This window comes from Pseudomonas sp. SP16.1, assembly GCF_052682975.1.
The window spans coordinates 3,316,082-3,340,445 of the sequence record NZ_JBQYFZ010000001.1 but is presented as its reverse complement, the minus strand read 5'-3'; the positions used below and the strand labels follow the sequence as shown (position 1 = coordinate 3,340,445).

Genomic DNA, 24,364 nt, shown 5'->3' with positions numbered 1-24,364 from the left:
GCCTGACCAGCGGCGGCTCGCTACACTCGACGCCTTCGCGTGCCGGCCGATCGCCCCCTTGGCGCGCCCTTTGCGGAAAATCGAATCACCCAATGAATCTGCTCAAGTCCCTGGCCGCGGTCAGTTCCCTGACCATGGTTTCGCGCGTACTGGGTTTCGTGCGCGACACCATTATCGCCCGTACCTTCGGCGCCGGGGTGGCGTCCGACGCCTTCGTGGTGGCCTTCAAGCTGCCCAACCTGCTGCGCCGGATTTTTGCCGAGGGCGCCTTTTCCCAGGCTTTCGTGCCGATCCTGGCCGAGTACAAGATGCAGCAGGGCGAGGAGGCCACGCGCACCTTCATTGCCTATGTTTCGGGGCTGCTGACCCTGGTGCTGGCACTGGTCACCGCCATCGGCGTGCTGGCCGCGCCCTGGCTGGTGTGGGTCACCGCCCCCGGTTTCGCCTCCGACGCCGAGCGTTTCGAGCTGACCGTCGATCTGCTGCGGGTGACCTTCCCCTATATATTGCTGATCTCGCTGTCGTCGCTGGCCGGCGCCATCCTCAACACCTGGAACCGCTTCTCGGTGCCGGCCTTCGTGCCGACCCTGCTCAACCTCAGCATGATCGCCTTCATGCTGTTTCTCGCGCCCTATTTCGACCCGCCGATCATGGCGCTGGGCTGGGCGGTGCTGGTCGGTGGCCTGCTGCAGTTGCTCTGGCAGCTGCCGCACCTGAAGAGGATCGGCATGCTGGTGCTGCCGCGGCTGAACTTCGGCGATCTCGGCGTCTGGCGCGTGCTCAAGCAGATGGGACCGGCGATCTTCGGTGTCTCGGTGAGTCAGATCTCGCTGATCATCAACACTGTATTCGCCTCCTTCCTGGTCGCCGGCTCGGTGTCCTGGATGTACTACGCCGACCGCCTGATGGAACTGCCCTCGGGCGTGCTCGGCGTGGCGTTGGGGACCATCCTGCTGCCGGCGCTGTCGAAGACCTACGCCAGCCGTGATCGCGAAGAGTACCGCCGCCTGCTCGACTGGGGCCTGCGCCTGTGCTTCCTGCTGGTGCTGCCGAGCGCCCTGGCGCTGGCGGTGCTGGCCGAGCCGCTGACCGTGTCGCTGTTCCAGTACGGCAAGTTCACCGCCACTGACGCGCTGATGACCCAGCGGGCGTTGGTCGCCTACGCCATCGGCCTGCTGGCGCTGATCCTGGTGAAGATCCTCGCGCCGGGCTTCTACGCCCAGCAGAACATCAAGACGCCGGTGCGTATCGCCGTGGTCAGCCTGATCGCGACCCAGGCGATGAACGCGCTGTTCGTCTTCGGTCTGGACCTGGCGCATGTCGGGCTGGCCCTGTCGATCAGCCTGGCCGCCTGCCTGAATGCCGGCCTGCTGTACTGGCAGCTGCGCCGCGCCGACATCTTCCGCCCGCTGCCGGGCTGGGGGCTGTTTCTGCTCAAGCTGGCGGTGGCGGTGGCGGTGATGGTCGCGGCGCTGCTCGGCTTGCTGCAGGTCATGCCGGCCTGGGCCGACGGCGACATGCCGCTGCGCCTGCTGCGCCTCGGCGCGCTGGTGGCCGCCGGCCTGCTGGCCTACTTCGGCATGCTGCTGCTGCTCGGTTTCCGCCTGCGTGACTTTGCCCGGCGGGCGGTGTAAGCGCCGTCGGGTGCGCTGTGCGCACCAGCTTTATGCGCGCGATGCCACTGGAAATAGGTGCGCACCGCGCACCGGGTTAATGCTAGGCAGTTGCCTTTTGTAGGAGCTGGCTTGCCAGCGATCCGTCACGGCCGATCATCAAGAATCGCCGGGGCTCGGGCAGGTGTGCAGGTTGCGCTGTGCGCACCATCAGGTCGGAGCAGGAGTGGTGGGCACGGCGCACCCTACGGATTGCAGGTGTTGCGATGCCTGTTGTGCGTGGCGCGCTGTGCGTATAATCGGCCACTTTGTGAACAAGAAGCGTGCTATGCAGCTGGTTCGAGGTCTTCATAACCTGCAGCCCCAGGCGCGGGGCTGTGTCGTCACCATCGGGAATTTCGACGGCGTTCATCGTGGGCACCAGGCCATCCTGGCGCGCCTGCGCGAGCGTGCCGCGGAATTGGCCGTGCCCAGCTGCGTGGTGATCTTCGAGCCGCAGCCGCGCGAGTTCTTCGGCCCGGATACCGCCCCGGCGCGACTGACCCGGCTGCGCGACAAGCTCGCCCTGCTTGCAGCCGAAGGCGTCGACCTGGTGCTGTGCCTGGCCTTCAACCGCCGCCTACGCGAGCTGTCGGCCGCCGAGTTCGTCCAGCGCGTGCTGGTCGACGGCCTCGGCGTGAAGGACTTGGAGATCGGCGACGATTTCCGCTTCGGCTGCGATCGTGCCGGCGATTTCGAGTTTCTCCAGGCCGCCGGGGGGCGCCATGGATTCAGCGTCGAGGCTTCGACCACAGTCGAAGTGCTGGGTGGCCGGGTCAGCAGCACGCGCGTGCGCCAGGCGCTCGCCGATGGCGATTTCGAACTGGCCGAAGCCTTGCTCGGTCGGCCGTTCCGCATCGCCGGGCGGGTGCTGCACGGGCAGAAGCTCGGCCGCCAGCTCGATGCGCCCACCGCCAATATCCAGCTCAAGCGGCGCAAGGTGCCGCTGACCGGGGTGTACCTGGTCAGCTGCGCGGTCGATGGCGTGATTCAACCGGGCGTGGCCAATATCGGCGTGCGCCCCAGCGTCGCCGGCGACGGCAGCGCCCACCTGGAAGTGCACCTTCTGGACTTCGCCGGCGATCTGTATGGCCGGCGCCTCTCGGTGGCTTTCCACCACAAGCTGCGCGACGAGCAGCGTTTCGCCTCGCTGGAGGCCCTGAAGACGGCCATTGCCGCCGATATTGCCGCTGCCCGTGATTATTGGCAGAGCCACCCGCTGATTAAGAGCCCGACATGACCGACTACAAAGCCACGCTGAACCTGCCCGATACCCCGTTCCCGATGAAGGCCGGCCTGCCGCAACGCGAGCCGCAGACCCTGCAGCGCTGGAACGAGATTGGCCTGTATAGCAAGCTGCGCAAGATCGGCGAGGGCCGGCCCAAGTTCGTCCTGCACGACGGCCCGCCCTATGCCAACGGCAGCATTCATATCGGTCATGCGGTGAACAAGATCCTCAAGGACATCATCACCCGCTCCAAGACCCTGGCCGGCTATGACGCGCCCTACGTGCCGGGCTGGGACTGCCATGGCCTGCCGATCGAGCACAAGGTCGAGACCACCTTCGGCAAGAACCAGCCGGCCGACCTGACCCGCGAGCGCTGCCGCAGCTACGCCAGCGAGCAGATCGAAGGGCAGAAGGCCGACTTTATCCGTCTCGGCGTGCTGGGCGACTGGGACAACCCCTACAAGACCATGGATTTCGCCAACGAGGCCGGCGAGATCCGCGCCCTGGCCGAGATGGTCAGGCAGGGCTTCGTGTTCAAGGGCCTGAAGCCGGTCAACTGGTGCTTCGACTGCGGCTCGGCGCTGGCCGAGGCCGAGGTGGAGTACCAGGACAAGAAGTCCGACGCCATCGACGTCGCCTTCCCGGTGGAAGACGCGGACAAGCTGGCCGCCGCCTTCGGCCTGAGCGAGCTGAGCAAGCCGGCTGCCATCGTCATCTGGACCACCACGCCCTGGACCATCCCGGCCAACCAGGCGCTCAACGTCCACCCGGAGTTCACTTACGCGCTGGTCGACACCGGCGCGCGCCTGCTGCTGCTGGCCGAGGAACTGGTCGAGTCCTGCCTGGTGCGCTACGGCCTCGAGGGTCGGGTGCTCGCCACCGCGCCGGGCGCGGCGCTGGAGCTGATCCGTTTCCGCCACCCCTTCTACGAGCGCTTCTCGCCGGTCTACCTGGCCGACTACGTCGCCCTCGACGCCGGTACCGGCATCGTCCACTCGTCGCCAGCCTACGGCGAGGACGACTTCCGTACCTGCAAGGCGTACGGCATGAGCAACGACGACATCCTCAGTCCGGTGCAGAGCAACGGCGTCTACACCGCAGATCTGCCGTTCTTCGGCGGCCAGTTCATCTGGAAGGCCAATGCCAATATCGTGGCCAAGCTCGATGAAGTCGGCGCGCTGCTCAAGCACCAGCCGATCCAGCACAGCTACATGCACTGCTGGCGGCACAAGACCCCGCTGATCTACCGCGCCACCGCGCAGTGGTTCGTCGGCATGGACAAGGTGGTGGCTGACGGCAGCAGCCTGCGCGCCCGTGCCCTGGACGCCGTTGAGCAGACCCAGTTCGTCCCGGCCTGGGGCCAGGCGCGCCTGCACGGCATGATCGCCGGCCGTCCCGACTGGTGCATCTCGCGCCAGCGCAACTGGGGCGTGCCGATCCCGTTCTTCCTGCACAAGGTCAGCGGCGAGCTGCACCCGCGCACCGCCGAGCTGATGGAAGAGGTGGCCAAGCGCGTCGAGCAGGATGGCATCGAGGCCTGGTTCAAGCTGGACGCCGCCGAGCTGCTCGGCGCCGAGGCCGCCGACTACGACAAGATCAACGACACCCTGGACGTCTGGTTCGACTCCGGCACCACCCACTGGCACGTGCTGCGCGGCTCGCACGATATGGGGCACGCCAGCGGCCCGCGCGCCGACCTCTATCTGGAGGGCTCCGACCAGCACCGCGGCTGGTTCCACTCCTCCTTGCTGACCGGCAGCGCCATCGATGGCCACGCGCCCTACAAGGCGCTGCTGACCCACGGCTTCGTGGTCGACGAGAACGGCCGCAAGATGTCCAAGTCGCTCGGCAACGTGGTCGCGCCGCAGGAGGTCAACGACAGCCTGGGCGCCGACATCATGCGCCTGTGGGTCGCCTCCACCGACTATTCCGGCGAGATGGCGGTGTCCAAGGTGATCCTGCAGCGCAGCGCCGACGCCTACCGGCGCATCCGCAACACCGCGCGCTTCATGCTGGCCAACCTCAACGGCTTCGATCCGGCCAGGGACCTGCTGCAGCCCGAGCAGATGCTCGACCTCGACCGCTGGGCCGTGGACGCGGCCCTGCGCCTGCAGGACGAGATCGTCGAGGCCTACGCCGACTACCGCTTCTGGAACGTCTACTCCAAGGTGCACAACTTCTGCGTGCAGGAGCTGGGCGGTTTCTACCTGGACATCATCAAGGACCGTCAGTACACCACCGCCGCCGACAGCGTGGCGCGTCGCTCCTGCCAGAGCGCGCTCTACCACATCAGCGAGGCGCTGGTGCGCTGGGTCGCACCGATCCTGGCCTTCACCGCCGAGGAGATCTGGCAGTTCCTGCCGGGCCAGCGCAACGAGTCGGTGATGCTCAACACCTGGTATGACGGCCTCAGCCGCCTGCCGGAGGGTTTCGAGCTGGACCGCGCCTACTGGGATCGGATCATGGCGGTCAAGGCTGCGGTGAACAAGGAACTGGAGAACCTGCGCACGGCCAAGGCCATCGGCGGCAGCCTGCAGGCCGAGGTCACCCTGTTCGGCAGCGACGCCCTGCAGGCCGACCTGGCCAAGCTGGGCGACGAGCTGCGCTTCGCCCTGATCACCTCGGCGGCCGAGGTCGCGCCGCTGGCGGCCGCGCCGGCCGATGCGGTGGTCACCGAGGTGGAAGGGCTGAAACTGAAGATCGCCAAGTCGAGCCATGCCAAGTGCGGGCGCTGCTGGCACTTCCGCGCCGACGTCGGCAGCCACGCCGCGCATCCGGAGCTGTGCGAGCGCTGCGTGAGCAACATCGAAGGCGCGGGCGAGGTGCGCAAGCATGCCTGATGCTTCGCGTTTCGGGCACCTGCCCTGGCTGCTGCTGAGCGTGCTGATCCTGGTCGTCGACCGCGTCAGCAAGGACTTCTTCGAAGGCAGCCTGAGCATGTACCAGCGTATCGAGGTCATTCCGGGCTACTTCGACTGGACCCTGGCCTACAACACCGGCGCGGCCTTCAGCTTCCTGGCCGATGCCGACGGCTGGCAGCGCTGGTTCTTCGCCGCCATCGCCATAGTGGTCAGCGCCGTGCTGGTGGTCTGGCTCAAACGCCTCAAGCCTCACGAGACCCTCTTGGCCGTGGCGCTGGCGATGGTCCTCGGTGGCGCCCTGGGCAACCTGTACGACCGCGTGGTGCTCGGCCACGTGGTCGACTTCATCCTGCTGCACTGGCAGAACCGCTGGTATTTCCCGGCGTTCAATATCGCCGACACCTTCATCACCATCGGCGCCATCCTGCTGGCGCTGGACATGTTCAAGAGCGACAAGCCCGCGAAGGAGGCTGCGCAATGACCGACCTACGCATCGGACCAGACCGGGAAGTGACCCTGCATTTCGCCCTCAAGCTGGAAAACGGCGACGTGGTCGACAGCACGTTCGACAAGCAACCGGCGACCTTCAAGGTCGGCGACGGCAACCTGCTGCCCGGCTTCGAGCAGGCTCTGTACGGCTTCAAGGCCGGCGACAAGCGTTGCGTGCAGGTGCAGCCGGAGCAGGGCTTCGGCCAGCCCAACCCGCAGAACGTGCAGGTCATGCCGCGCAGCCAGTTCGACGGCATGGAGCTGTCCGAAGGGTTGCTGGTGATCTTCAACGATGCCGCCAACGCCGAGCTGCCCGGGGTGGTCAAGGCCTTCGACGAGGTCCAGGTGACCATCGACTTCAACCACCCGCTGGCCGGCAAGGTGCTGGACTTCGAGGTGGAGATCATCGAGGTCAAGGCGCTCTGACGCTTTTCCCTCTCCCACCGGGAGAGGGTGCCCGAAGGGCGGGTGAGGGGGGCGGCAACCTCGCTCCTGGAAACAGCCCGCACTCCTGTGCAGTCATGGGTGCGGCCGAGTCGTACACTAGTCAGCACGCTCCATCGCCGAGATTTCGCCATGCATATCAAACTCGCCAATCCCCGCGGCTTCTGCGCCGGCGTCGACCGCGCCATCGAGATCGTCAATCGCGCCCTGGAAGTGTTCGGCCCGCCGATCTACGTGCGTCACGAAGTGGTGCACAACAAGTTCGTGGTCGAGGACCTGCGCGCCCGCGGCGCGGTGTTCGTCGAGGAGCTGGACCAGGTGCCGGACGACGTAATCGTCATCTTCAGCGCCCACGGCGTGTCCCAGGCGGTGCGCGGCGAGGCCGAGCGCCGCGGGCTCAAGGTGTTCGACGCCACCTGCCCGCTGGTGACCAAGGTGCATATGGAAGTGGTGCGCTACAGCCGCGAAGGCCGCGAGTGCATTCTCATTGGCCACCAGGGCCACCCGGAAGTGGAAGGCACCATGGGCCAGTACGACGCCGGCAACGGCGGCGCCATCTACCTGGTGGAGGACGAGCAGGACGTCGCCGAGTTGCAGGTGCGCAACCCCCAGGCGCTGGCCTTCGTCACCCAGACCACGCTGTCGATGGACGACACCAGCAAGGTCATCGACGCCCTGCGCGCCAAGTTCCCGGCCATCGGCGGGCCGCGCAAGGACGACATCTGCTACGCCACGCAGAACCGCCAGGACGCGGTCAAGCAGCTCGCCGCCGAGTGCGACGTGCTGCTGGTGGTGGGCAGCCCCAACAGCTCCAATTCCAACCGGCTGCGCGAGCTGGCCGAGCGCATGGGCACTCCGGCCTACCTGATCGACGGCGCCGAAGACCTCAAGCGCGAATGGTTCGACGGGGTGAACGGTGTCGGCATCACCGCGGGCGCCTCGGCGCCGGAGGTGCTGGTGCGCGGGGTGGTCGAGCAGCTGCGCGCCTGGGGCGCGCAAGGCGAGAGCGAGCTGGACGGTCGGCCGGAGAATGTCACCTTCTCCATGCCCAAGGAACTCAGGGTCAAGGCGCTCTGAGCGCGCCGCTCAACAAGGCCCCGGCGCTTCCCGGGAGACGCGGGCGCGACCACTGGCGCTGATCACCAGCTTGCGCACCGGCTGCAGGCCGGAGGCGTGGCAGATGGTCAGGGTACCCGCCTGGAAGCCGCCACCGAGCAGTTGCGTCTGGCCGCTCGGGATATAGCGTACGTAGCGTCTGACCGGAGTGTTGCCGCTGATGACCAGGCCTGCGGGCTGCGGCTCGATACTGGCCAGGACGGGGTCGCCGACGTCCAGCAGCGCGTTGTCGTTGGCGTCCACGTAGAGCGTCCAGCCGCTGTTCCAGCTGCCGTCGACGTTGTCGATCAACACCGGCCTGCTGCGCTTGATCGACTCGCTGCGTGCCAGTATCAAGTGCCCCGCCAGCGTGTTGAGGGCCGACTTGCCGTCCTGGCTGCGGGCGAATGCCTGCCAACCCGGTATCCCCAGGCCGAGCAGCACGGCGATGACGGCGGTTACGGTGAGCGCTTCGGGTAGGGTGAAACCGCGGGCGAGCTTGTACATGGCGTCCATGCCTCAGGTGAGATATCCGGGCTTCCTGCCCGCGTTGTCCGGTAATCCTGCTCAAGATGCCACTCATCGTCGCTGGCGAGTGGTTTGAAAAGAACTCGCTTATAACCTAGCCCTACCTGAAGGCTTTTCAAGTCGACGCGGACGATTGCCGGCGCGTGGATATCAGTTGTCGATTGGCTCAGAGATTTGCCGCGGCGGCTATGCAATGATCGAAAAAGTCTGCGGGTGCAGGCGATCGAACGCGCTGGGCACATGGGCTTGAAGAAAAACAGAGAAGGATGAACCAGTGAAGCGAGCGAGACAGGGCGGTTTTACGCTGATCGAAGTGATGATCGTGGTGGCGATCATCGGAATCCTGGCGGCCATCGCCTACCCCAGCTATCGCGAGTACGTCATCCGGGGTGATCGCGCCGCGGCCCAGGCGCAGATGATGGATATCGCCAACCGCCAGCAGCAGTTTCTTCTCGCCAATCGCGCCTACGCATCCTCGATTGCGGATCTCAACTATTCGCTGCCTAGCGAGCTGAGTGGCAAGTACACCGCCGCCGTTAGTGCGGACAATGCCGCGACGCCTCCAACTTTCACCATCACCTTCACCGCGGTCGGCGCCCAGGCCAGCGACGGCGACCTCAGCCTGAACAGCCAGGGCGTTAAGACGCCTGCGGCCAAGTGGTAGCTGCCATGTCCCCGATTCGACAACGTAGCCACAGGGGCATGACTCTGATCGAGGTGCTGGTCACCATCCTTATTCTTTCCATAGGTTTGCTTGGTATGGCGGGCTTGCAGTCGAGGTTGCAGCAGTCCGAGATGGAGTCTTACCAGCGTTCGCAGGCGCTCGTTCTTCTGGATGACATGGCTAACCGTATCGCGACCAACCGACGAGTTGCCTCTACCTACGACACAGGGGGTGTGCCGTTGGGCAGCGGCATGACCTGCCCAACCGGTAACGCGAATCAGCGTGAGCGAGATATCGCTGAATGGTGCAATGCGTTGCAGGGTGCCGCAGAGGCGCTGGCCGGTACTAATGCTGGCGCCATGATCGGGGGGCGTGGCTGCATTGAAAATCTCGGTGGCGGCGAGTTTCGGGTCAGTGTTGCTTGGCAAGGCTTGACCGCGCTGTCGGCTCCTCCCGTCGCTTTGACCTGTGGAGCGAACCAGTATAACGGCCCGACTGGCACCGAGTGTTCGTCGGACCGTTGTCGTCGAGTGGTCTCGACCATTATTCGAGTGGCGGATCTGAAATGAGTAGGGACTTTGACCTTCAGCATCGCTCCGGATCCTATGTAAGCAGGGGGTTCGGTCTTGTCGAATTGATGGTGGCGATTGTTGTCAGCCTGCTCATTATGGCGGCGATACTGCAGCTTTATGTGGATGTTACGCGCAGTAATAGTGAGTTGGCGAAGACCAATGCGCTGATCGAAAATGGGCGCTTCGCAATGCAAGTGCTGCAGTCTGATATTGCCCATGCCGGTTTTTGGGGGGAGTTGGATAACGATGTGGCAGGGCCTCTAGCAATTCCCAATCTATGTGATCTAAGCGGATGGCCAGCCGCGGTGGAGAACCTGATTGGTATACCGGTACAGGGGTTTGCCGATGGTGCAACTTTGACGGGGTGCGGCGTTTCGAGTGTTTTGGCCAACAGTCAGGTGTTGGCGGTTATGCGCGCCAGTACCTGTGTATTCGATGCGGCTTCGTGTGCCGATAGCGGGCCTCATATCCAGATATCCGGTTGTCGTAACGACACGCCGGAGGCGCCTTATTTACTTAGCGCCAATACGGCAGATTTCACGCTGAGGAAAAAAAGCTGCTTGGCTACGGCCGTAGAAAGGGCACCTAGGCGGAAGGTGGTGTCGAATATTTACTATCTTGCCAATAGCAACGGACAACCGACGTTGATGAGGGTTTCCCTGGTCAATGGTGCTTATCAGAATCCGCAACCCTTGGTAGAGGGAGTCGAAGCGCTGCGCTTCGAGTACGGCATTGATAATTTGGGACGCAATGGTTTGCCAATCAGCGCTTCGAATCCAGGTGATGGTAGTGCCGATGAGTTTGTGACTTGTGCGCCTTGTACCTTGGCTCAGCTCTCCAACGTGGTAGCGGTGAAGATCTATGTGCTGGTGCGTAATTTGGAGACCACCCCAGGTTATGTGGATGGAAAAACCTATCAGTTGGGTGGTCTGACTATAGCTGCCGCCAATGACGGTTTTAAGCGGCATGTGTTCTCTACCACTGTTCGCCTGGTCAATCCATCGGGTCGGAGGGAGCAACCGTGAATCGCTTTACCATTCAGGACCAGCGTGGTGCAACGCTGGTAGTTGGTTTGATCATGCTTCTATTGCTAACCATTGCGGTTAGCAGTGCATTCACCCTTAGTGGCGTGAACTTGAAAGCGGTTGGCAATATGCAGTATCGGGCTGAAGCGACTGCGGCCGCTAATGCGGCGATAGAGGAAGTCATCAGCAGCGATGATATCTTTTTTGCGCCGATAGCCAAGGATATTACCGTCGGAGACTACGAGGTGAAGATACTGGCGCCTGTATGCCTGAGGGCGGTGGATGTCAAGGTGGACACTAGCGACGATGCCAACCCCAATATTCTGATTGAAGGGCAGGAGGGGGTAGTAGGTGGTTCAACCGGTTTTCAGGACACTTATTGGAATGTTCCCGCAGAAGTCAAGGATTCAGTGACAGGTGCGGAGGTGATGGTAAATCAAGGTGTCAAGATTCGCTTGCCGGCGAACCCCAATCCTTGTGCCTGACCTTTGTTTGAGAATTAAGGCATCTATATGAAAACATTTTACGGATTAAACGGTGCTTTACTGGTTTTGGGAGTGCTGTCTTCTGCGGGTGCTATTGCCGAGGATACGGATATTTTTCTGGAAAGCCCCGGAATTACTTCGGGTCGTCCCAATGTGCTCTTGGTTCTGGATAATGCGGCTAGTAACAATAGCAATATTACTCTGCTCAACGGTTCGTCTGGCACAAAGTTGAAAATGCTGGAGCAGGTGCTTGAAAATATTGTTGACCCAATGAACTCCAGTCATTTTCCTTCTTGTGTGATTACCGAGGTGGATGGGGAGGAGGTTCGTGCTCCGGCGGATTGTGTAACTCGAGCGGAGGTGTTTGAGCTGCTTAAGGGAATAAACCTCGGGCTGATGCTGGCGAATCCTTCTGGGGCTGATACGGGTGGCTATGTCCGCTACCATATTCGTCCAATGGATGTTGAGTCTAATCGGGCGGGAATACTCGGAAAAATAAAGAATGACACCGCGGGTATTCCGCAGGCAAACAACGCGCCTTATGCCAAGACTCTGCATGAGGCTTATCTCTATTTTGGTGGCAAGCCGCAAGCCTATGCGGGTTTTAGTAGTGCGCAGTATGACTCGGCTGCTAAGTCGGGCAATGGTTATGTAAGCCCAATAAGCGACAGTTGCCAGAAGAACTATATTATTTTTGTGGGTAATGGCGGTCCGGACTCGGGCGAGGAGAATGATACCCAGAAGTTGCTGGGTGGTGTGGGGGCTACTGCGGTCGCTCCTTCGGGTATCCTTACCAGTGACCCGGTTTCCTTTACGCCAAACAACTACACCAGTAGTTGGTTTGACGAATATGCTCGCACCTTGTTCAAGCGCGACGTCAATACCGCGGTCGATGGTGTACAGAATGTGGTGAGCTATACCATCGCAGTGCAGAATCCCGCCGATAACAAATACAGCACTAACCCGGAGGCCAGCGCAAGGAAGCTGTTGGAAAGCGGGGCTGCCCTGGGCGGTGGAGAGTATTTTGAGGCGCATAATGGCCAGGCGGTATTGCAGGCTTTTATTAATCTTTTGCGCAAGATGCAGGCGGTCGACAGCGTATTTTCCTCATCTACCCTGCCGGTTAGCGTTAATGTGCGCGGTACCTTCCTGAACCAAGTTTATATGGGGCAGTTCCGCCCCGACGCGAATGCGAAGCCGCGTTGGCCGGGTAACCTTAAGCAATATCAGATCGCGCTTGACGTAAACGGGAATCCGATTCTGGCGGATAAATCCAGTGCGGCCGTGGAGGATAAGGTGAACGGCTTCCTGCGCTCGGATGTCACCAGCTTCTGGACGACCCCGTCCACCTATTGGACGTTCGATCCCATGGGAAATCCGCCGTCCAGCAGCGATGCTCCCGATGGCGCGACTGTGGAGAAAGGGGGGGTGGCGCAGCGCATGCGTTCTCAGTATGCGACCAGCCAGAGTTCGCGTCAGCTTTATACCTGTACCTCGTGCTCATCCGGTTCGGAGCTTTCCTCCGGTCAGTTCGCCACCAGCAACGTGGCTATTACCACTGGGTTGCTCGGTGCGGCCGACAGCACCGAGCGCGACGACCTGATTAATTGGGTACGAGGTGCTGATAATCGGAACAACGAGGATGGCAACAATATTTCCACTGACGTGCGCGCCCGTATTCATGGTGATCTCGTTCATTCCCGTCCAGCTGTAGTCAACTACAATCGTTCCCCTGGCGACCGCGATATTGTTGTGTATTACGGCACCAACAGTGGGGTGTTTCATGCGGTCAAGGGGGGGCAGGATGACAGCGACGGCCTCGAGAAGTGGGGCTTTATCTTTCCTGAGCACTTCGCAGGACTGAGGCGCCTGCGCGAGAACTCTCCAGAAGTATCAACGGCCAATCCGAAACCTGCATTCGCGGACGGGCCGGTGACCGTTTACCAGCTTGATGCGAACAGCGATGGCAAGGTTTTGGTTGCCAGTGGTGACAAGGTTTATCTGTATGTGGGGATGCGTCGAGGAGGCCGTTTTATTTATGCCTTCGACGTAACCGATCCAGATACGCCTAAGTACCTGTGGAAGGTTGACAATACAATGACTGGTTTCAGTGAACTGGGGCAGAGCTGGTCGGCGTTGCGTCCTGCAAAGATCAGGGCTGTAGCCAATGATCCCGTGGTGATCTTCGGTGGCGGCTACGACCCCGAGAACGAGGACACATTGCCGGCCGGAACCAACACCAAAGGACGTGGCATATTCGTGGTCAATGGCCGTACCGGTGCGCTGGTCAAGCATCTCTTGCCTTCTGGGATGGGTAGTGTGCCGGCGGATCTAACGGTGTTGGATAGAAACGACGATGGAAATTCTGACCGCATATATGCGGCGGATACCAAAGGTGGTATTTGGCGTATCGATATCGATGACGCTAACCCTGATAATTGGTCAGCTTATAAACTGGCATCCATAGCAGGTAGCGGGGCAAATGAGCGCAAGTTTCTAAACAAGCCGGATGTGGTTTTTGGCTCGGATTACGATGCGGTACTTGTAGGTTCAGGAGATCGTGAAAAGCCTTTCGATACTTCGGTTCAGAATCGTTTCTACATGATTAAGGACAGCAATGTTGGCTTGGCTGGGGGACTGCTCTGTGCAACTGGCGATCAAGGACGCGCCTGCACCGAGACCGATCTGGCCGATGTGACGAGCGCGCCGCCCGCGGATGGGGTCTTGCCGGCCGGTTCTAAGGGTTGGTTCCTTACGCTCTCGGCTTCGGGTGAGAAAGCTGTCAGTGGTGCGGTGACTGTCTTTGGTACCACCTTCTTCACTACCAACAGGCCGACGCCCCCTGCGCCTGGGGTCTGCAGCAGTAACCTGGGAGAGGCAAGGCTCTATGCGGTGGGCTTCGAGGTAGGTGGTCCCAGGCTCGACCTCAATGCCGATGGGGTGATTGATGAGTATGATCTTTATGAAGTCGTCAAAGGGGGAGGGTTCTTGCCACAGCCGGTCTACTCGCCAGTCGAGATCGATGGCAAGACGGTCGATGTGGTTTGCACCGGGTCAAAATGTTTCTCTCCAGGCGCTAGTAAGTCCAGTACGGAACGCTATCGTACCTATTGGTATGTCGAGTGATGGCTAAGATAGTGAATCTAGGACTCCATTGGCCTAATTACCTGGCTATTCGGCTTGGTGCCAGCGCGGTAGCGGGATTCACCATGGTCGAGTTGATGGTGACTCTTGCCGTCTTGGCCATCCTCTTGGGAATTGCCGTGCCATCCATGACCCAGTTCACCTTCAGCGGCAAATTGCGCTCCTACTCCAACGAGATCGTGGCCAGCGCCCTGCTGGCCCGTTCGGAGGCGATCAAGCGCAATCAAACGGTCACGCTTTGCGTCTCCAGCAATGGCACCAGTTGCGCTAGCGGCAGTTGGGAGAGCGGCTGGATCGTGCGCACCAGCGGCGGTGAGGTAGTTCACCGTCAGCAGCCGATCACCGATGGCTTCAAGATCATCGGCAATGTGGACTCCATCGCCTTCGCTGCCTCCGGTGTTGGCACGACGGTAGCTACCCTGAAAGTCTGCCGCGCCACGCCCAGTCTTGGCGATCAGGAAAGCGAGGTTACCGTCAGCGCTACCGGGCGCACCGCCGTCGAGCGCAAGTCTTCCTCCAGCTGCTCCTGATCGGTGTCGACGGCGCCCGCCGTCTTCCTTCGAGCCGATAGCCTGCCCAGCGCGGCCGACCAGATGTTCCTCTGGTCGGCCCGCATCATTCTCTCGCTTCTCGCCGCGATCTGTTAGATTGCCGCTTTCCCGGCTTTAGGTACTGTCGTGCCAGCTGGGAACTTCCCATTCGTTCGCAGTTTTCCTGCGTGCGGCGTCGCATTCAGGGCAAACGATTGTTCAGGTGGCGGCTTATTCGTTTAGTATTCGGCCTCTCGCTGATTTTGCGATGAACGGCGTTTTCTCATGGATGAGTGGTTGAATTTATAGGGCGTATCGAGGTCGCCGTTCGTCCTTGTGCGGGCATTGTCTATGGGGCGCAGTTATGTCGCAGAAAGGATTTTCGCTGATCGAGCTGATGGTGACGCTCGCCGTCCTGGCCATCGTGCTGGGCCTCGCTGCTCCTTCATTTAGCAGCATGTTGCAAGACAATCGCGCCTTGTCGTTGGGTTCCGAGCTGCAGGGCGCCCTGCAATACGCCCGCTCCGAGGCGGTCAAGCGCCGCCTGGAGGTCGTGATCTGCCGTCGCAATGCGGCCGGCAGTGCCTGCGATAACGGAGCGGACTGGAGCGCTGGCTGGCTCGTGCGCCAGGCGGGCGGCGATGTGCTCAAGGTATGGGACCGCGCTCAGGGCATGGCCGTCGCCGGTCCGAATGCGGGGGTGACCTTTCGTGGCAACGGCATGGCCAGCGCCACTGTGTTTTCCGTTAAGCCCACCGCCTGCACCGACACGCAGAAGCGGGTGATTGCCCTCTCTGCAACCGGCGCTACCTCCGTGACGAAGGACGCCTGCCAATGAAAACCTTGCCTCCTCTCGCCCAGCGCGGCGCGACCATGATCGAAGTGCTGGTCGCCGTCGTCGTGCTCGCCATTGGCCTGCTCGGCATGGCGTTGCTGCAGATGACCAGCGTGCAGAGCAATCACAGCGCCTATTACCGCTCCCAGGCGAGCGTGCTCGCCAGTGATCTGGCGGACCGCATGCGGGCAAACCGCACGGCGGCGCTTGGCAGCGCCTACGAGTTCAGCTTTCCCGCCTCGTCCAGTTCCCATTCGGTGAGCGGCACCCAGGCACAGAAGGACAAGGCCGAATGGCTGAATGCCCTGGCCCAGGCCTTGCCGGAGGGCACCGGGCAGGTCGAGAAGGACGGCACCCTGGTGACCATCTCCATACGCTGGAATGACAACCGCGGGCGGATCAAGGCCACCGACGACGCCGGCAGCGGCGTCGAAACATTCGCATACCGGACCGAAATATGACCAGTAGCCTTATGCGGAGGCAGAGAGGGCTTTCTCTCGTCGAATTGCTGGTCGCCCTGACCCTCAGCCTGCTGCTGATGGTCGGAGTGCTGCAGACCTTTCTGGCGAGCAAGCAGACCTACAACGCCAACACCGGGCTTTCCCGCGTGCAGGAGAACGGCCGTTTCGCCATGGAGTTCCTGGCCAGCGACATTCGCAATGCCGGATACAAGGGCGAGTGCATATCGGCGCTGAATAACCTGCTCAACGAGGGGGGCACCGGCTACAGCGCGGATTACTTCGACTTGAGCCAGCCCGTGCGCGGCTGGAACAACGCCTCCCCGAGTTGGGTGAGCGGTCGCACCGCGGGGGACGTCGTCCATATCAAGCATGCCGCCATCAGCGCCGGGGTGACGGCCAGCGGCAATACCCCGGCCAACGCCAACACCATCAACCTGACCGCCGCGAGCGGCGTGGCCCAAGGCACGATCATCGTCGTCGCCGATCCCGTGGGCTGCGACATGTTCCAGAACCGCAGCGCCGCCAATGCGCAGGCGCTGTCGCGAGGCGCTACCGGAACGCCCGGCAACAAGAATCCCGGCGGCAACAACTTCAGTCATGCCTATGACTCGTCGATGGAAATTCTCAAGCTGCAGAGCGCCACCTACTACATCGCCAACGGGGCCAATGGCTTGCCGTCGCTCTGGCGCGTCAGCTTCATGACCGGCACGGCGATTCCCGAGGAGCTGGTTCCGGGCGTCCAGGATATGCAGGTTCTCTACGGCATTGCCGGCAACGACCGGCAGGTCGACAGCTATGTCGCGGCCGACAGCGTGAGCAACTGGGACAACGTGGTGTCGGTGCGCATCCAGCTATTGCTGGTGAGCGCCGAGACCAATGTGGTTCCGGAGAATCAGGTCATCGACTTCAACGGAGCCGCGGTGACGATTGCCAACCGTCGGCTTGCGCAAGTGTTTTCCTCCACCATCGGGATTCGGAATCGTCTGCCATGACCGCATTACCGAGCAATAGGCAACGAGGCGCGATCCTGGTGATCGCCCTGTTCATGCTGCTGCTGTTGACCATCATCGGCTTGAGCAGCATGCGTGGCACCATGCTGCAGGAAAACATGGCTGGCAACCTGCGCGACAGCAGCCTCGCGCTGCAGGCCGCCGAAGCGGCGCTGCGCAAGGGCGAAGAGGTGGTGACCGACAAGTTCATCGACAACACCCTGAGCACGCTGGAAGCCGCTCCGCTGACCGGTACCTATAGCAATTTTCCCGGTGTCGCGACCGTTCCAGGCTACAGCATCACGCTGCTGGCCAAGCTGCGTACCAGCACCGAGGCTGGCGTGCCCGTCGACGAGGAGGGTGCGCTGGTGCGGGTGGAGGCCGACGGTTACGGCATGACGCTCAACGCCAACAACAGCGTGGCTTCACAGATCAAGCTCCGTTCGGTTTTCCTCGTCGAACAATGACGGTCCAATCCTTCAAGCGCCCACAGGGAGTCATAGCGATGGACAGCCTCGCTTGCCGGTACCACACGAAATTGTTGCACGCTGGCTGTGCTTTCCTGCTTTCGCTGGCGATCGGCGGTGTCGCCACCGCGCGGGCGGACGTATCCCAGTCGCCGCTGTTGCTGGGCGGCGGCAGCGTGCCGGGTAACCTGGCGCTGGTGCCTTCGGTGGAGTGGCCGACCATCATCAGCATGGCCAATCTCGGGGCCTATAGCGTCAACAACAGCTACGTAGGCTACTTCGATTCGAACAAGTGCTATGGCTACAGCCACGATGCGACCAACGCGGACCGCCGTGACAGTCACTTCTACCCGCACTCCATCACCAGCAACCGCAGTTGCTCGGGAAATCTATGGAGCGGCAACTTTCTCAACTGGGCAGCCACCCAGACCATCGACCCGTTTCGCAGTGCGCTGACCGGCGGCTACCGGGTCAAGGACACGCCGACGGAGACCTGGCTGGAGAAGGCCAGGCATACCGGCCAGAACGGCAGTGGCGCGCGCGAGATCAGCGGTGGTAGCACGATAAGGGGCGCCACGCCGGCGAACTGGAGCAGTTTTAGAACGCGGCTAGCCGGCCTGGGTAATCGCATGCGTTTCACCCTGGATGGCGATTTGAACGGCACCGCTACTGACTACACGGCGGATACCGATCTGGCCGGCAATGGCAGCAGCGTCTACGAAGTGGTCATGCGGGTGAAGGTGTGCGATGCCGGCGTGGGGCTGGAAACCAACTGCAAACAGTACTCGCAAGGCTACAAGCCGGAAGGGCTGATCCAGCAGTACGCCAGTGACATTCGCTACAGCGTCTTCGGCTACCTGAACGACCACGAGATACTGCGCGATGGCGGTGTGCTGCGAGCCAAGCAGAAGTTCGTCGGTCAGACGGTGCGCGCCCCCGGGGTTGCCGGCAACCAGAACAACCCGGCAAACGAATGGGACGCGACCACGGGGGTGCTGGTACGCAATCCCAACGCCGCGGATGCCACAGCGACCAATGCAACGATTCTCGATAGTGGCGTGATCAACTACCTGAACAAGTTCGGGCAGATGACCAGCAAGAATCACAAGAGCATCGACCCGGTCAGCGAGCTGTTCTATACGGCGCTGCGCTATTTCAAGAACCAGGGCAACGTCTCGGCCTACTCCGAGCTCACCGGCGATGCGGACAATCGCTACCGGCTGGCCGACGGTTTCCCGGTCATCACCAGCTGGGACGATCCCATCCAGTATGCCTGCCAGAAGAACGTGATCCTGGGGATCGGCGATACCAACAGCCACCGCGACAAGAATCTCCCCGGCAACACCAATATGTCCGAGGAGCCTGCGACGCCCGGCGAGGTCACGGCCGATGACAGCATCAACGTCGTCACCGCGACGCAGAAGGTCGCAGCGCTGGAGGGGATCACCATCAACACCCCGTTCACCGGGCGCAACAATTCGGCCTATATCGCCGGCCTCGCCTACGATGCCAATACCCGGGACCTGCGTCCGCTGGTCTCCGGCAAGCAGACCGTGTCGACCTACTGGGTCGACGTTCGCGAGAACGAGTCGCTGGCCGGGCGTGTCAGCAACCAGTACTGGCTGGCGGCCAAGTACGGTGGCTTCAAGGTGCCCAGCGATTTTGGCGATCCCTACGCGCGCACCACGGCACTGCCCACCACATGGTGGCGCACCACGACGGACATGCTGGGCACGAACTATCCGCGGCCGGACAATTTCTATGTCGCCAGCGATGCGGCGAAGATGGTCGAGAGCCTGAAACTCGCCTTCGCACAGATCGCCAAGGAGGCGCAGAGCACAACGGCCTCTCTGGCAGCCAACTCGACCCGGCTGGCCACCGACACCGCGGTGTTCCAATCGCTGCTCGACAGCAAGCGCTGGAGCGGCGACCTGCTGGCCAAGCGTATCGGCTCCGATGGCAGCGTGGCGAGCGAGGCGAGCTGGAGCGCTGCCGCCGCGCTGGACAGCCTCACCAACCTGAGCGCTCGGAAGGTCTTCACCAGCCTGCCGCCCACGGCCGATTCCGTTAACGGACCGCTGCGCTCGACCGACGGAGTCGACTTCACCTGGAGCGATCTGGCCGCCGCGCAGCGTGCTGCGCTGACCAAGGCGGGGGAGGCGGACAGCAGCATGGCCGAGAACCGCCTGGCGTTCCTGCGTGGCGACCGTTCGCGGGAGATCACCGACGACGACGCGGCGCAGCCGTTCCGGCAGCGTGGCAGCCGGCTGGGCGACATCGTCAACTCGGACCCGCAGTTTATCCACAAGCAGGACTTCGGTTACTCCCGCCTGAGCTGGTCGAACGGCGCGGTGGGCACGGCCTACACAGCTTTCCGCGCCACCACGGCTTACCAGAACCGCACGCCCATGGTCGTAGTCGGGGCCAACGACGGCATGCTGCACGGCTTCGATGCCAGGGTCAGTGCCACGGCGGCGAACAACGGCGGTGGCGAGCTGTTCGCCTACGTGCCCAACAACCTGTTCGGCAACCTGATCAACCTGACCGAACCGGCCTACGCCCACCGTTACTACGTCGATGCTACGCCGCGTATTTCGGACGTCTGGCTGGGCGCCAGCACGGGCTGGCGCACCATGGTCGTGGGCGCCACCGGCGCCGGCGGTAACAGCGTCTTCGCCCTGGATATCACCGATCCCGGCAGCATGACCAGCAATAGCGTGATGTGGGAGTTCAGCCATCCGCGCATGGGCTACACCCTGGGGCAGCCGGCGCTGGTGGCGCTACCCAATGGCCGCTTCGGGGTGATCGTCAGCAGCGGCTATCACGACAGCGCGCAGACCGACGGCAAGGTCTGGGTGCTGGATGCCGCCGACGGCAGCGTGATCAAGGAGTTCACCCTCGCCACCAGCGGCGGCCTGGGCGGGCCATTGGCCTCGGATACGGACGCGGACCAGGTTGCCGATCGTGTCTATGTCGCCGACACGCTGGGCAACCTCTGGCGCCTCGATCTGGCCGGCAGCAATACCTCGAGCTGGCGCATTCCTGCCTCGCTCAACGCCAACCCGCTGTTCATCGCCAAGGACGACGACGGGGCGCGCCAGGCCATCACCGCGCCGCTGGCGTCGGCGTTCAACGATAAAGGCCAACATATGGTGTTCTTCGGCACCGGCAGCTTCTACCGTACCGGCGATAACGAGGTCCCGGCGGACCCCGCGGTGGACAGCTACTACGGCATCATCGACGGCGGCCTGCTGATCGATGGACGTGGCGCCCTGCGCGAGCAGGAGATCCTCCGCGAGGCCACCCTCGCCAGCGGCGAGAAGGCGCGCGCCATTACCCAGAACGCCATGCAGAGTGGCGACAAGGGCTGGTACCTGGACCTGGTCGGGCCCTCGGGAGCCCAGGGCGAACGCGTCGTGGCCAAGGCCACCTTGCGCAGCGACCGGGTGATCTTCACCAGCATGACGCCCTCGGCGGACCCCTGCGCGTTCGGCGGAACCAGCTGGATAATGTCGCTCAACCTGTCCAGCGGCGGCCGTCTCAACTACGTGTACTTCGATAGCAACGGCGACGGCGACCTGGACGGCGACGACACCACGAGCATCGATGACCAGGATATTCCCTGGTCGGGGATCTCCGATGTGGATGCCGGCGTCAGCAAGGGCGTTACTTCGCTGTACAAATGGCTGTGTTTCGCCGGGTCCAGTGGCGCCACTCCGACCTGTATCCCACAGCCCGACTCACAAAGATTCGGTCGCCAGTCCTGGCGCGAAGTGGGGGACTACTGATGAGCACGGGGCGCCTGTCCGGCATGCGGGGTTTTACCCTGATCGAGTTGATGATCGCGGTGGCCGTCGTCGGCATCCTGGCCGCCATTGCCTATCCCTCCTACCAGGAACATGTGCGCAAGGCGCGGCGCGCCGATGCGCAATCGGCTCTTGTGGAGCTGGCGCAGTTCATGGAACGGCACTACACCGCGAATGGCCGCTACCTGACGGCTGCTGGCGTCGCACCCGCCCTGCCTTTCGCCGAGGCGCCCAAGGATGGTGGCAGCAAGTACTACGACCTGAGTTTTTCCGCCACGCCAACGGCCAGCAGCTACACGCTGCGCGCAGTGCCCAAGGGGGCCATGACCGGCGATGCCTGCGGCACCATGACCCTCAGCAATACCGGGGCCAAGGGGCAGGCGGCGGGCGCCAGCCTGGCGGAATGCTGGCGGCGCTAAGCGTGCGGCAGGGCGCCGCGTGCCATGCCGCGCGGGTAGAAAACCGCCGGGGTTATGACGTATAACGGGCCGCTTTTGCGGCCCGTTTCTTTTGGAGGTGCTATGCGGATCCTGGTGGTGGGGGGCGGTGCGATCGGTCTGCTGTCGGCGCGTTTGCTGGCTGAACAAGGCGTCGATCTATGTCTGCTGGATCAAGGCGCGCTCGGCAGCGAATCGTCCTGGGCCGGCGGCGGCATCGTCTCGCCGCTCTATCCCTGGCGCTATGGCGCCGCGGTGACGGCGCTGGCGCACTGGTCGCAGGATTTCTACCCGGGCTTCGCCGAGCGCCTGCTGGAGGCGACCGGGATCGACCCCGAGGTGCACGTCACTGGCCTGTACTGGCTGGATCTCGACGACGAGGCCGAGGCGCTGGCCTGGGCCCGGCGCCAAGGGCGGGCGCTGCACGCGGTGGATATCGCCGAGGTGCGCCGACGGGTGCCGGTGCTGGGGCAGGGCTTCGCGCATGCCATCCATATGCCGGGGGTGGCCAACGTGCGCAACCCGCGGCTGGTCAAGGCGCTGCAGGCGGCCCTGGCGGCGATGCCCAACGTGCAGCTGCGCGAGCAGTGCGCGGTCAGCGGTTTCATCCAGGAGAACGGAAGGATCTGCGGCGTCACCACGGCTGAGGGCGAGATTCGTGCCGATCGCGTGGTGCTGGCGGCCGGGGCCTGGAGCGGCGAGCTGCTCGCCACGCTGGGCATCGAGTTGCCGGTGCAGCCGGTCAAGGGCCAGATGATCCTCTACAAGTGCGCCGAGGACTTCCTGTCGAGCATGGTGTTGGCCGGCGGGCGCTACGCGATTCCGCGGCGCGACGGTCATATCCTGGTGGGCAGCACCCTGGAACACGCGGGCTTCGACAAGACCCCGACCGAGGCGGCGTTGGCCAGTCTCAAGGCTTCCGCCGAGGCGCTGTTGCCGGCGCTGAAGGAAGCCGAGGTGGTCGGGCACTGGGCCGGGCTGCGGCCGGGCTCGCCCGAGGGTATCCCCTTTATCGGCGAGTTGCCTGCGCATCCCGGGCTCTGGCTCAACTGCGGGCACTATCGCAACGGCCTGGTGCTGGCGCCGGCCTCCTGCCAGCTGCTGACCGATCTGCTGCTGGGGGGCGAGCCGATCATCGATCCGCTGCCCTATGCACCGGCGGGGCGGTTGGGGTTTTAGCACAGCGCTTCGCCCGGGGGCTGCGGAGGCGGTTCCGCTTATGTAGGAGCCGCGCCTCTCGGCGAATCGCCGGCGCGAGCGGTACGAAGTCAGAAGCTTCGCCCCGGGGCGGGGCTCCCACAGGCGCGCGCCTCAGTCGATCCCCAGCTTCTTCAGCCGGTAGCGCATCGAACGGAACGTCAGGCCCAGGCGCTGGGCGGCGGCGGTGCGGTTCCAGCGGGTTTCCTCCAGCGCCTGCATGATCAGCTTGCGCTCGATGCCTTCGAGGTAGTCCTCCAGATTGTCGATCTGCGCCAGGCTGGCTTCGCCCGCCTGGCCGTTGGCGCCGGCGGCATCGGCCAGGCGCAGGTCGGCCGGGCTTATCTGGTCGTCCTCGCACAGGGTGTAGGCGCGCTCGAGCATGTTCTCCAGCTCGCGCACGTTGCCCGGGAAGCGGTAGTTCTTCAACTTCTCCAGCGCCTCGGGCTGCAGCTTGGCGGCGGCCAGGCCACTGCCTTCGGCCAGGCGGGCGAGCATCGCCGCGGCCAGCTGGGCGATGTCCTCGCGGCGTTCGCGCAGCGGCGGCACGCGCAGTTCGATGACGTTGAGGCGATAGTAGAGATCCTGGCGGAAGCGTCCGGCGGCGACCTCGGCGGCCAGGTCCTTGTGCGTGGCGCAGAGGATGCGCACATCGACCACCACCTCCTGCTGGCCGCCGACGGCGCGCACGGCCTTCTCCTGGATGGCGCGCAGCAGCTTGACCTGCATCGGCAGCGGCAGGTCGGCCACCTCGTCGAGGAACAGGGTGCCGCCGTTGGCCGCCTGGAACAGCCCCTGCTTGTCCTCGATGGCGCCGGTGAAGCTGCCCTTCTTGTGGCCGAAGAACTCGCTTTCCATCAATTCCGAGGGGATGGCGCCGCAGTTGACCGGCACGAATGGCTGATCGGCGCGCGGCCCCTGCTCGTGGATCAGCCGTGCCACCAGTTCCTTGCCGCTACCGGACTCGCCGCTGATGTAGACCGGCGCCTGGCTGCGCGCGAGTTTCTCGATCTGCTTGCGCAGCGCCCGCATCGGTGGCGAATCGCCGAGCAGGCGGCTGTCGACCGGCGTCTCCTCGCCTTCGGCGGAGCGGATGCGCAGGGCGGTGGCCACCAGCTCGCGCAGGCGAGTCAGGTCCACCGGCTTGGTGACGAAGTCGAAGGCGCCGGCCTTCAGCGCGTTGATCGCGGTGTCCAGGCTGCCGTAGGCGGTGATCATCGCCACCGGCACCTGCGGATGGCGCTGCTGGATGTGTTGCACCAGGTCGAGGCCGGAGCCGTCGGGCAGGCGCATGTCGGTCAGGCACAGGTCGAAGGGTTCGCGCGCCAGCCACTCGCGCGCCTCCTTGAGGTTGCGCGCGCTGCGCGTGTCCAGCTTCATCCGGCCGAGGGTGATTTCCAGCAGTTCGCGGATGTCCGGTTCGTCGTCGACGATCAAGGCTCTCTGGCGGGTCAT

The 24,364-nt window shown here is 63.2% G+C and carries 21 protein-coding genes; 19 read left to right on the top strand and 2 right to left on the bottom strand.

The features are described 5' to 3' along the window. The first annotated feature begins 92 nt into the window (after positions 1-92). The 6 genes from murJ to ispH all read left to right on the top strand — a co-directional run bounded on the left by murJ (position 93) and on the right by ispH (position 7,751). On the top strand, positions 93-1,634 hold the full coding sequence (gene murJ, locus ACUTAF_RS15970) for a murein biosynthesis integral membrane protein MurJ (RefSeq protein ID WP_445580879.1): 1,542 nt from the start codon (positions 93-95) through the stop codon (positions 1,632-1,634). Positions 1,635-1,941: 307 nt separating this feature from the next. Then, positions 1,942-2,892 (top strand): bifunctional riboflavin kinase/FAD synthetase, encoded by a 951-nt coding sequence (gene ribF, locus ACUTAF_RS15965; protein ID WP_445580878.1) that lies wholly within the window; start codon positions 1,942-1,944, stop codon positions 2,890-2,892. Then, on the top strand, positions 2,889-5,720 hold the full coding sequence (ileS, locus tag ACUTAF_RS15960) for an isoleucine--tRNA ligase (protein WP_445580877.1): 2,832 nt from the start codon (positions 2,889-2,891) through the stop codon (positions 5,718-5,720). The genes ribF and ileS overlap by 4 nt, the downstream gene beginning before the upstream one ends. Next, the gene (gene lspA, locus ACUTAF_RS15955) at positions 5,713-6,222 is read left to right on the top strand and encodes a signal peptidase II (RefSeq protein ID WP_445580876.1); all 510 of its coding nucleotides are present in this window, start codon (positions 5,713-5,715) and stop codon (positions 6,220-6,222) included. Before ileS ends, lspA begins: the two co-directional genes overlap by 8 nt. Next, positions 6,219-6,656 (top strand): FKBP-type peptidyl-prolyl cis-trans isomerase, encoded by a 438-nt coding sequence (locus ACUTAF_RS15950; protein ID WP_445580875.1) that lies wholly within the window; start codon positions 6,219-6,221, stop codon positions 6,654-6,656. The genes lspA and ACUTAF_RS15950 overlap by 4 nt, the downstream gene beginning before the upstream one ends. A gap of 150 nt (positions 6,657-6,806) precedes the next feature. Beyond that, a complete protein-coding gene (gene ispH, locus ACUTAF_RS15945) occupies positions 6,807-7,751 on the top strand; it encodes a 4-hydroxy-3-methylbut-2-enyl diphosphate reductase (RefSeq protein ID WP_445580874.1) in 945 nt (314 codons plus the stop codon). 9 nt (positions 7,752-7,760) lie between these two features. Here the strand turns inward: ispH and ACUTAF_RS15940 are convergent, their stop codons facing one another. Beyond that, entirely contained in the window at positions 7,761-8,276 is a 516-nt protein-coding gene (locus ACUTAF_RS15940) for a GspH/FimT family pseudopilin (RefSeq protein ID WP_445580873.1), read from the bottom strand. Between the two features lie 295 nt (positions 8,277-8,571). On the opposite strand from ACUTAF_RS15940, the gene ACUTAF_RS15935 reads away from it, so the two are divergent. The 13 genes from ACUTAF_RS15935 to thiO all read left to right on the top strand — a co-directional run bounded on the left by ACUTAF_RS15935 (position 8,572) and on the right by thiO (position 22,891). Continuing rightward, a complete protein-coding gene (locus tag ACUTAF_RS15935; RefSeq protein WP_445580872.1) occupies positions 8,572-8,961 on the top strand; it encodes a type IV pilin protein in 390 nt (129 codons plus the stop codon). Between the two features lie 5 nt (positions 8,962-8,966). Next, positions 8,967-9,530: a type IV pilus modification protein PilV gene (gene pilV / locus ACUTAF_RS15930; RefSeq protein WP_445580871.1), complete on the top strand. Its 564-nt coding sequence runs from the start codon at positions 8,967-8,969 to the stop codon at positions 9,528-9,530. Further along, entirely contained in the window at positions 9,527-10,558 is a 1,032-nt protein-coding gene (locus ACUTAF_RS15925) for a PilW family protein (protein WP_445580870.1), read from the top strand. The genes pilV (ACUTAF_RS15930) and ACUTAF_RS15925 overlap by 4 nt, the downstream gene beginning before the upstream one ends. Further along, positions 10,555-11,043 (top strand): pilus assembly PilX family protein, encoded by a 489-nt coding sequence (locus tag ACUTAF_RS15920; RefSeq protein WP_445580869.1) that lies wholly within the window; start codon positions 10,555-10,557, stop codon positions 11,041-11,043. The genes ACUTAF_RS15925 and ACUTAF_RS15920 overlap by 4 nt, the downstream gene beginning before the upstream one ends. 27 nt (positions 11,044-11,070) lie before the next feature. Next, the gene (locus ACUTAF_RS15915; RefSeq protein ID WP_445580868.1) at positions 11,071-14,169 is read left to right on the top strand and encodes a pilus assembly protein; all 3,099 of its coding nucleotides are present in this window, start codon (positions 11,071-11,073) and stop codon (positions 14,167-14,169) included. An 11-nt stretch (positions 14,170-14,180) separates the two neighbouring features. Continuing rightward, positions 14,181-14,717: a GspH/FimT family pseudopilin gene (locus ACUTAF_RS15910; RefSeq protein ID WP_445582460.1), complete on the top strand. Its 537-nt coding sequence runs from the start codon at positions 14,181-14,183 to the stop codon at positions 14,715-14,717. Between the two features lie 364 nt (positions 14,718-15,081). Next, positions 15,082-15,555 (top strand): GspH/FimT family pseudopilin, encoded by a 474-nt coding sequence (locus tag ACUTAF_RS15905; RefSeq protein ID WP_445580867.1) that lies wholly within the window; start codon positions 15,082-15,084, stop codon positions 15,553-15,555. After that, positions 15,552-16,013, top strand: coding sequence for a type IV pilus modification protein PilV (pilV, locus tag ACUTAF_RS15900; RefSeq protein WP_445580866.1), 462 nt, complete (start codon positions 15,552-15,554; stop codon positions 16,011-16,013). Before ACUTAF_RS15905 ends, pilV (ACUTAF_RS15900) begins: the two co-directional genes overlap by 4 nt. Then, positions 16,010-17,005 (top strand): PilW family protein, encoded by a 996-nt coding sequence (locus ACUTAF_RS15895; protein WP_445580865.1) that lies wholly within the window; start codon positions 16,010-16,012, stop codon positions 17,003-17,005. The genes pilV (ACUTAF_RS15900) and ACUTAF_RS15895 overlap by 4 nt, the downstream gene beginning before the upstream one ends. After that, positions 17,002-17,469: a pilus assembly PilX family protein gene (locus ACUTAF_RS15890; protein ID WP_445580864.1), complete on the top strand. Its 468-nt coding sequence runs from the start codon at positions 17,002-17,004 to the stop codon at positions 17,467-17,469. Before ACUTAF_RS15895 ends, ACUTAF_RS15890 begins: the two co-directional genes overlap by 4 nt. A gap of 38 nt (positions 17,470-17,507) precedes the next feature. Beyond that, complete coding sequence (locus tag ACUTAF_RS15885) at positions 17,508-21,257, top strand: pilus assembly protein (RefSeq protein ID WP_445580863.1); 3,750 nt, start codon at positions 17,508-17,510, stop codon at positions 21,255-21,257. After that, entirely contained in the window at positions 21,257-21,694 is a 438-nt protein-coding gene (locus ACUTAF_RS15880; protein ID WP_445580862.1) for a type IV pilin protein, read from the top strand. Before ACUTAF_RS15885 ends, ACUTAF_RS15880 begins: the two co-directional genes overlap by 1 nt. 102 nt (positions 21,695-21,796) lie before the next feature. Continuing rightward, the gene (gene thiO / locus ACUTAF_RS15875) at positions 21,797-22,891 is read left to right on the top strand and encodes a glycine oxidase ThiO (RefSeq protein ID WP_445580861.1); all 1,095 of its coding nucleotides are present in this window, start codon (positions 21,797-21,799) and stop codon (positions 22,889-22,891) included. A 132-nt stretch (positions 22,892-23,023) separates the two neighbouring features. Here the strand turns inward: thiO and ACUTAF_RS15870 are convergent, their stop codons facing one another. Then, positions 23,024-24,364, bottom strand: a complete 1,341-nt coding sequence (locus tag ACUTAF_RS15870; protein WP_445580860.1) for a sigma-54-dependent transcriptional regulator — start codon at positions 24,362-24,364, stop codon at positions 23,024-23,026.

What these genes read in the sequence shown, in the direction of transcription:
- ACUTAF_RS15885 (WP_445580863.1), top strand. Translation starts at nt 17,508, where the DNA reads ATGGACAGCCTCGCTTGCCGGTACCACACGAAATTGTTGCACGCTGGC.
- ACUTAF_RS15895 (WP_445580865.1), top strand. Translation starts at nt 16,010, where the DNA reads ATGACCAGTAGCCTTATGCGGAGGCAGAGAGGGCTTTCTCTCGTCGAA.
- lspA (WP_445580876.1), top strand. Translation starts at nt 5,713, where the DNA reads ATGCCTGATGCTTCGCGTTTCGGGCACCTGCCCTGGCTGCTGCTGAGC.
- ACUTAF_RS15870 (WP_445580860.1), bottom strand. Translation starts at nt 24,364, where the DNA reads ATGACCCGCCAGAGAGCCTTGATCGTCGACGACGAACCGGACATCCGC.
- pilV (WP_445580866.1), top strand. Translation starts at nt 15,552, where the DNA reads ATGAAAACCTTGCCTCCTCTCGCCCAGCGCGGCGCGACCATGATCGAA.
- ACUTAF_RS15925 (WP_445580870.1), top strand. Translation starts at nt 9,527, where the DNA reads ATGAGTAGGGACTTTGACCTTCAGCATCGCTCCGGATCCTATGTAAGC.
- thiO (WP_445580861.1), top strand. Translation starts at nt 21,797, where the DNA reads ATGCGGATCCTGGTGGTGGGGGGCGGTGCGATCGGTCTGCTGTCGGCG.
- murJ (WP_445580879.1), top strand. Translation starts at nt 93, where the DNA reads ATGAATCTGCTCAAGTCCCTGGCCGCGGTCAGTTCCCTGACCATGGTT.
- ACUTAF_RS15905 (WP_445580867.1), top strand. Translation starts at nt 15,082, where the DNA reads ATGTCGCAGAAAGGATTTTCGCTGATCGAGCTGATGGTGACGCTCGCC.
- ACUTAF_RS15880 (WP_445580862.1), top strand. Translation starts at nt 21,257, where the DNA reads ATGAGCACGGGGCGCCTGTCCGGCATGCGGGGTTTTACCCTGATCGAG.
- ispH (WP_445580874.1), top strand. Translation starts at nt 6,807, where the DNA reads ATGCATATCAAACTCGCCAATCCCCGCGGCTTCTGCGCCGGCGTCGAC.
- ileS (WP_445580877.1), top strand. Translation starts at nt 2,889, where the DNA reads ATGACCGACTACAAAGCCACGCTGAACCTGCCCGATACCCCGTTCCCG.
- pilV (WP_445580871.1), top strand. Translation starts at nt 8,967, where the DNA reads ATGTCCCCGATTCGACAACGTAGCCACAGGGGCATGACTCTGATCGAG.
- ribF (WP_445580878.1), top strand. Translation starts at nt 1,942, where the DNA reads ATGCAGCTGGTTCGAGGTCTTCATAACCTGCAGCCCCAGGCGCGGGGC.
- ACUTAF_RS15950 (WP_445580875.1), top strand. Translation starts at nt 6,219, where the DNA reads ATGACCGACCTACGCATCGGACCAGACCGGGAAGTGACCCTGCATTTC.
- ACUTAF_RS15915 (WP_445580868.1), top strand. Translation starts at nt 11,071, where the DNA reads ATGAAAACATTTTACGGATTAAACGGTGCTTTACTGGTTTTGGGAGTG.
- ACUTAF_RS15940 (WP_445580873.1), bottom strand. Translation starts at nt 8,276, where the DNA reads ATGTACAAGCTCGCCCGCGGTTTCACCCTACCCGAAGCGCTCACCGTA.
- ACUTAF_RS15890 (WP_445580864.1), top strand. Translation starts at nt 17,002, where the DNA reads ATGACCGCATTACCGAGCAATAGGCAACGAGGCGCGATCCTGGTGATC.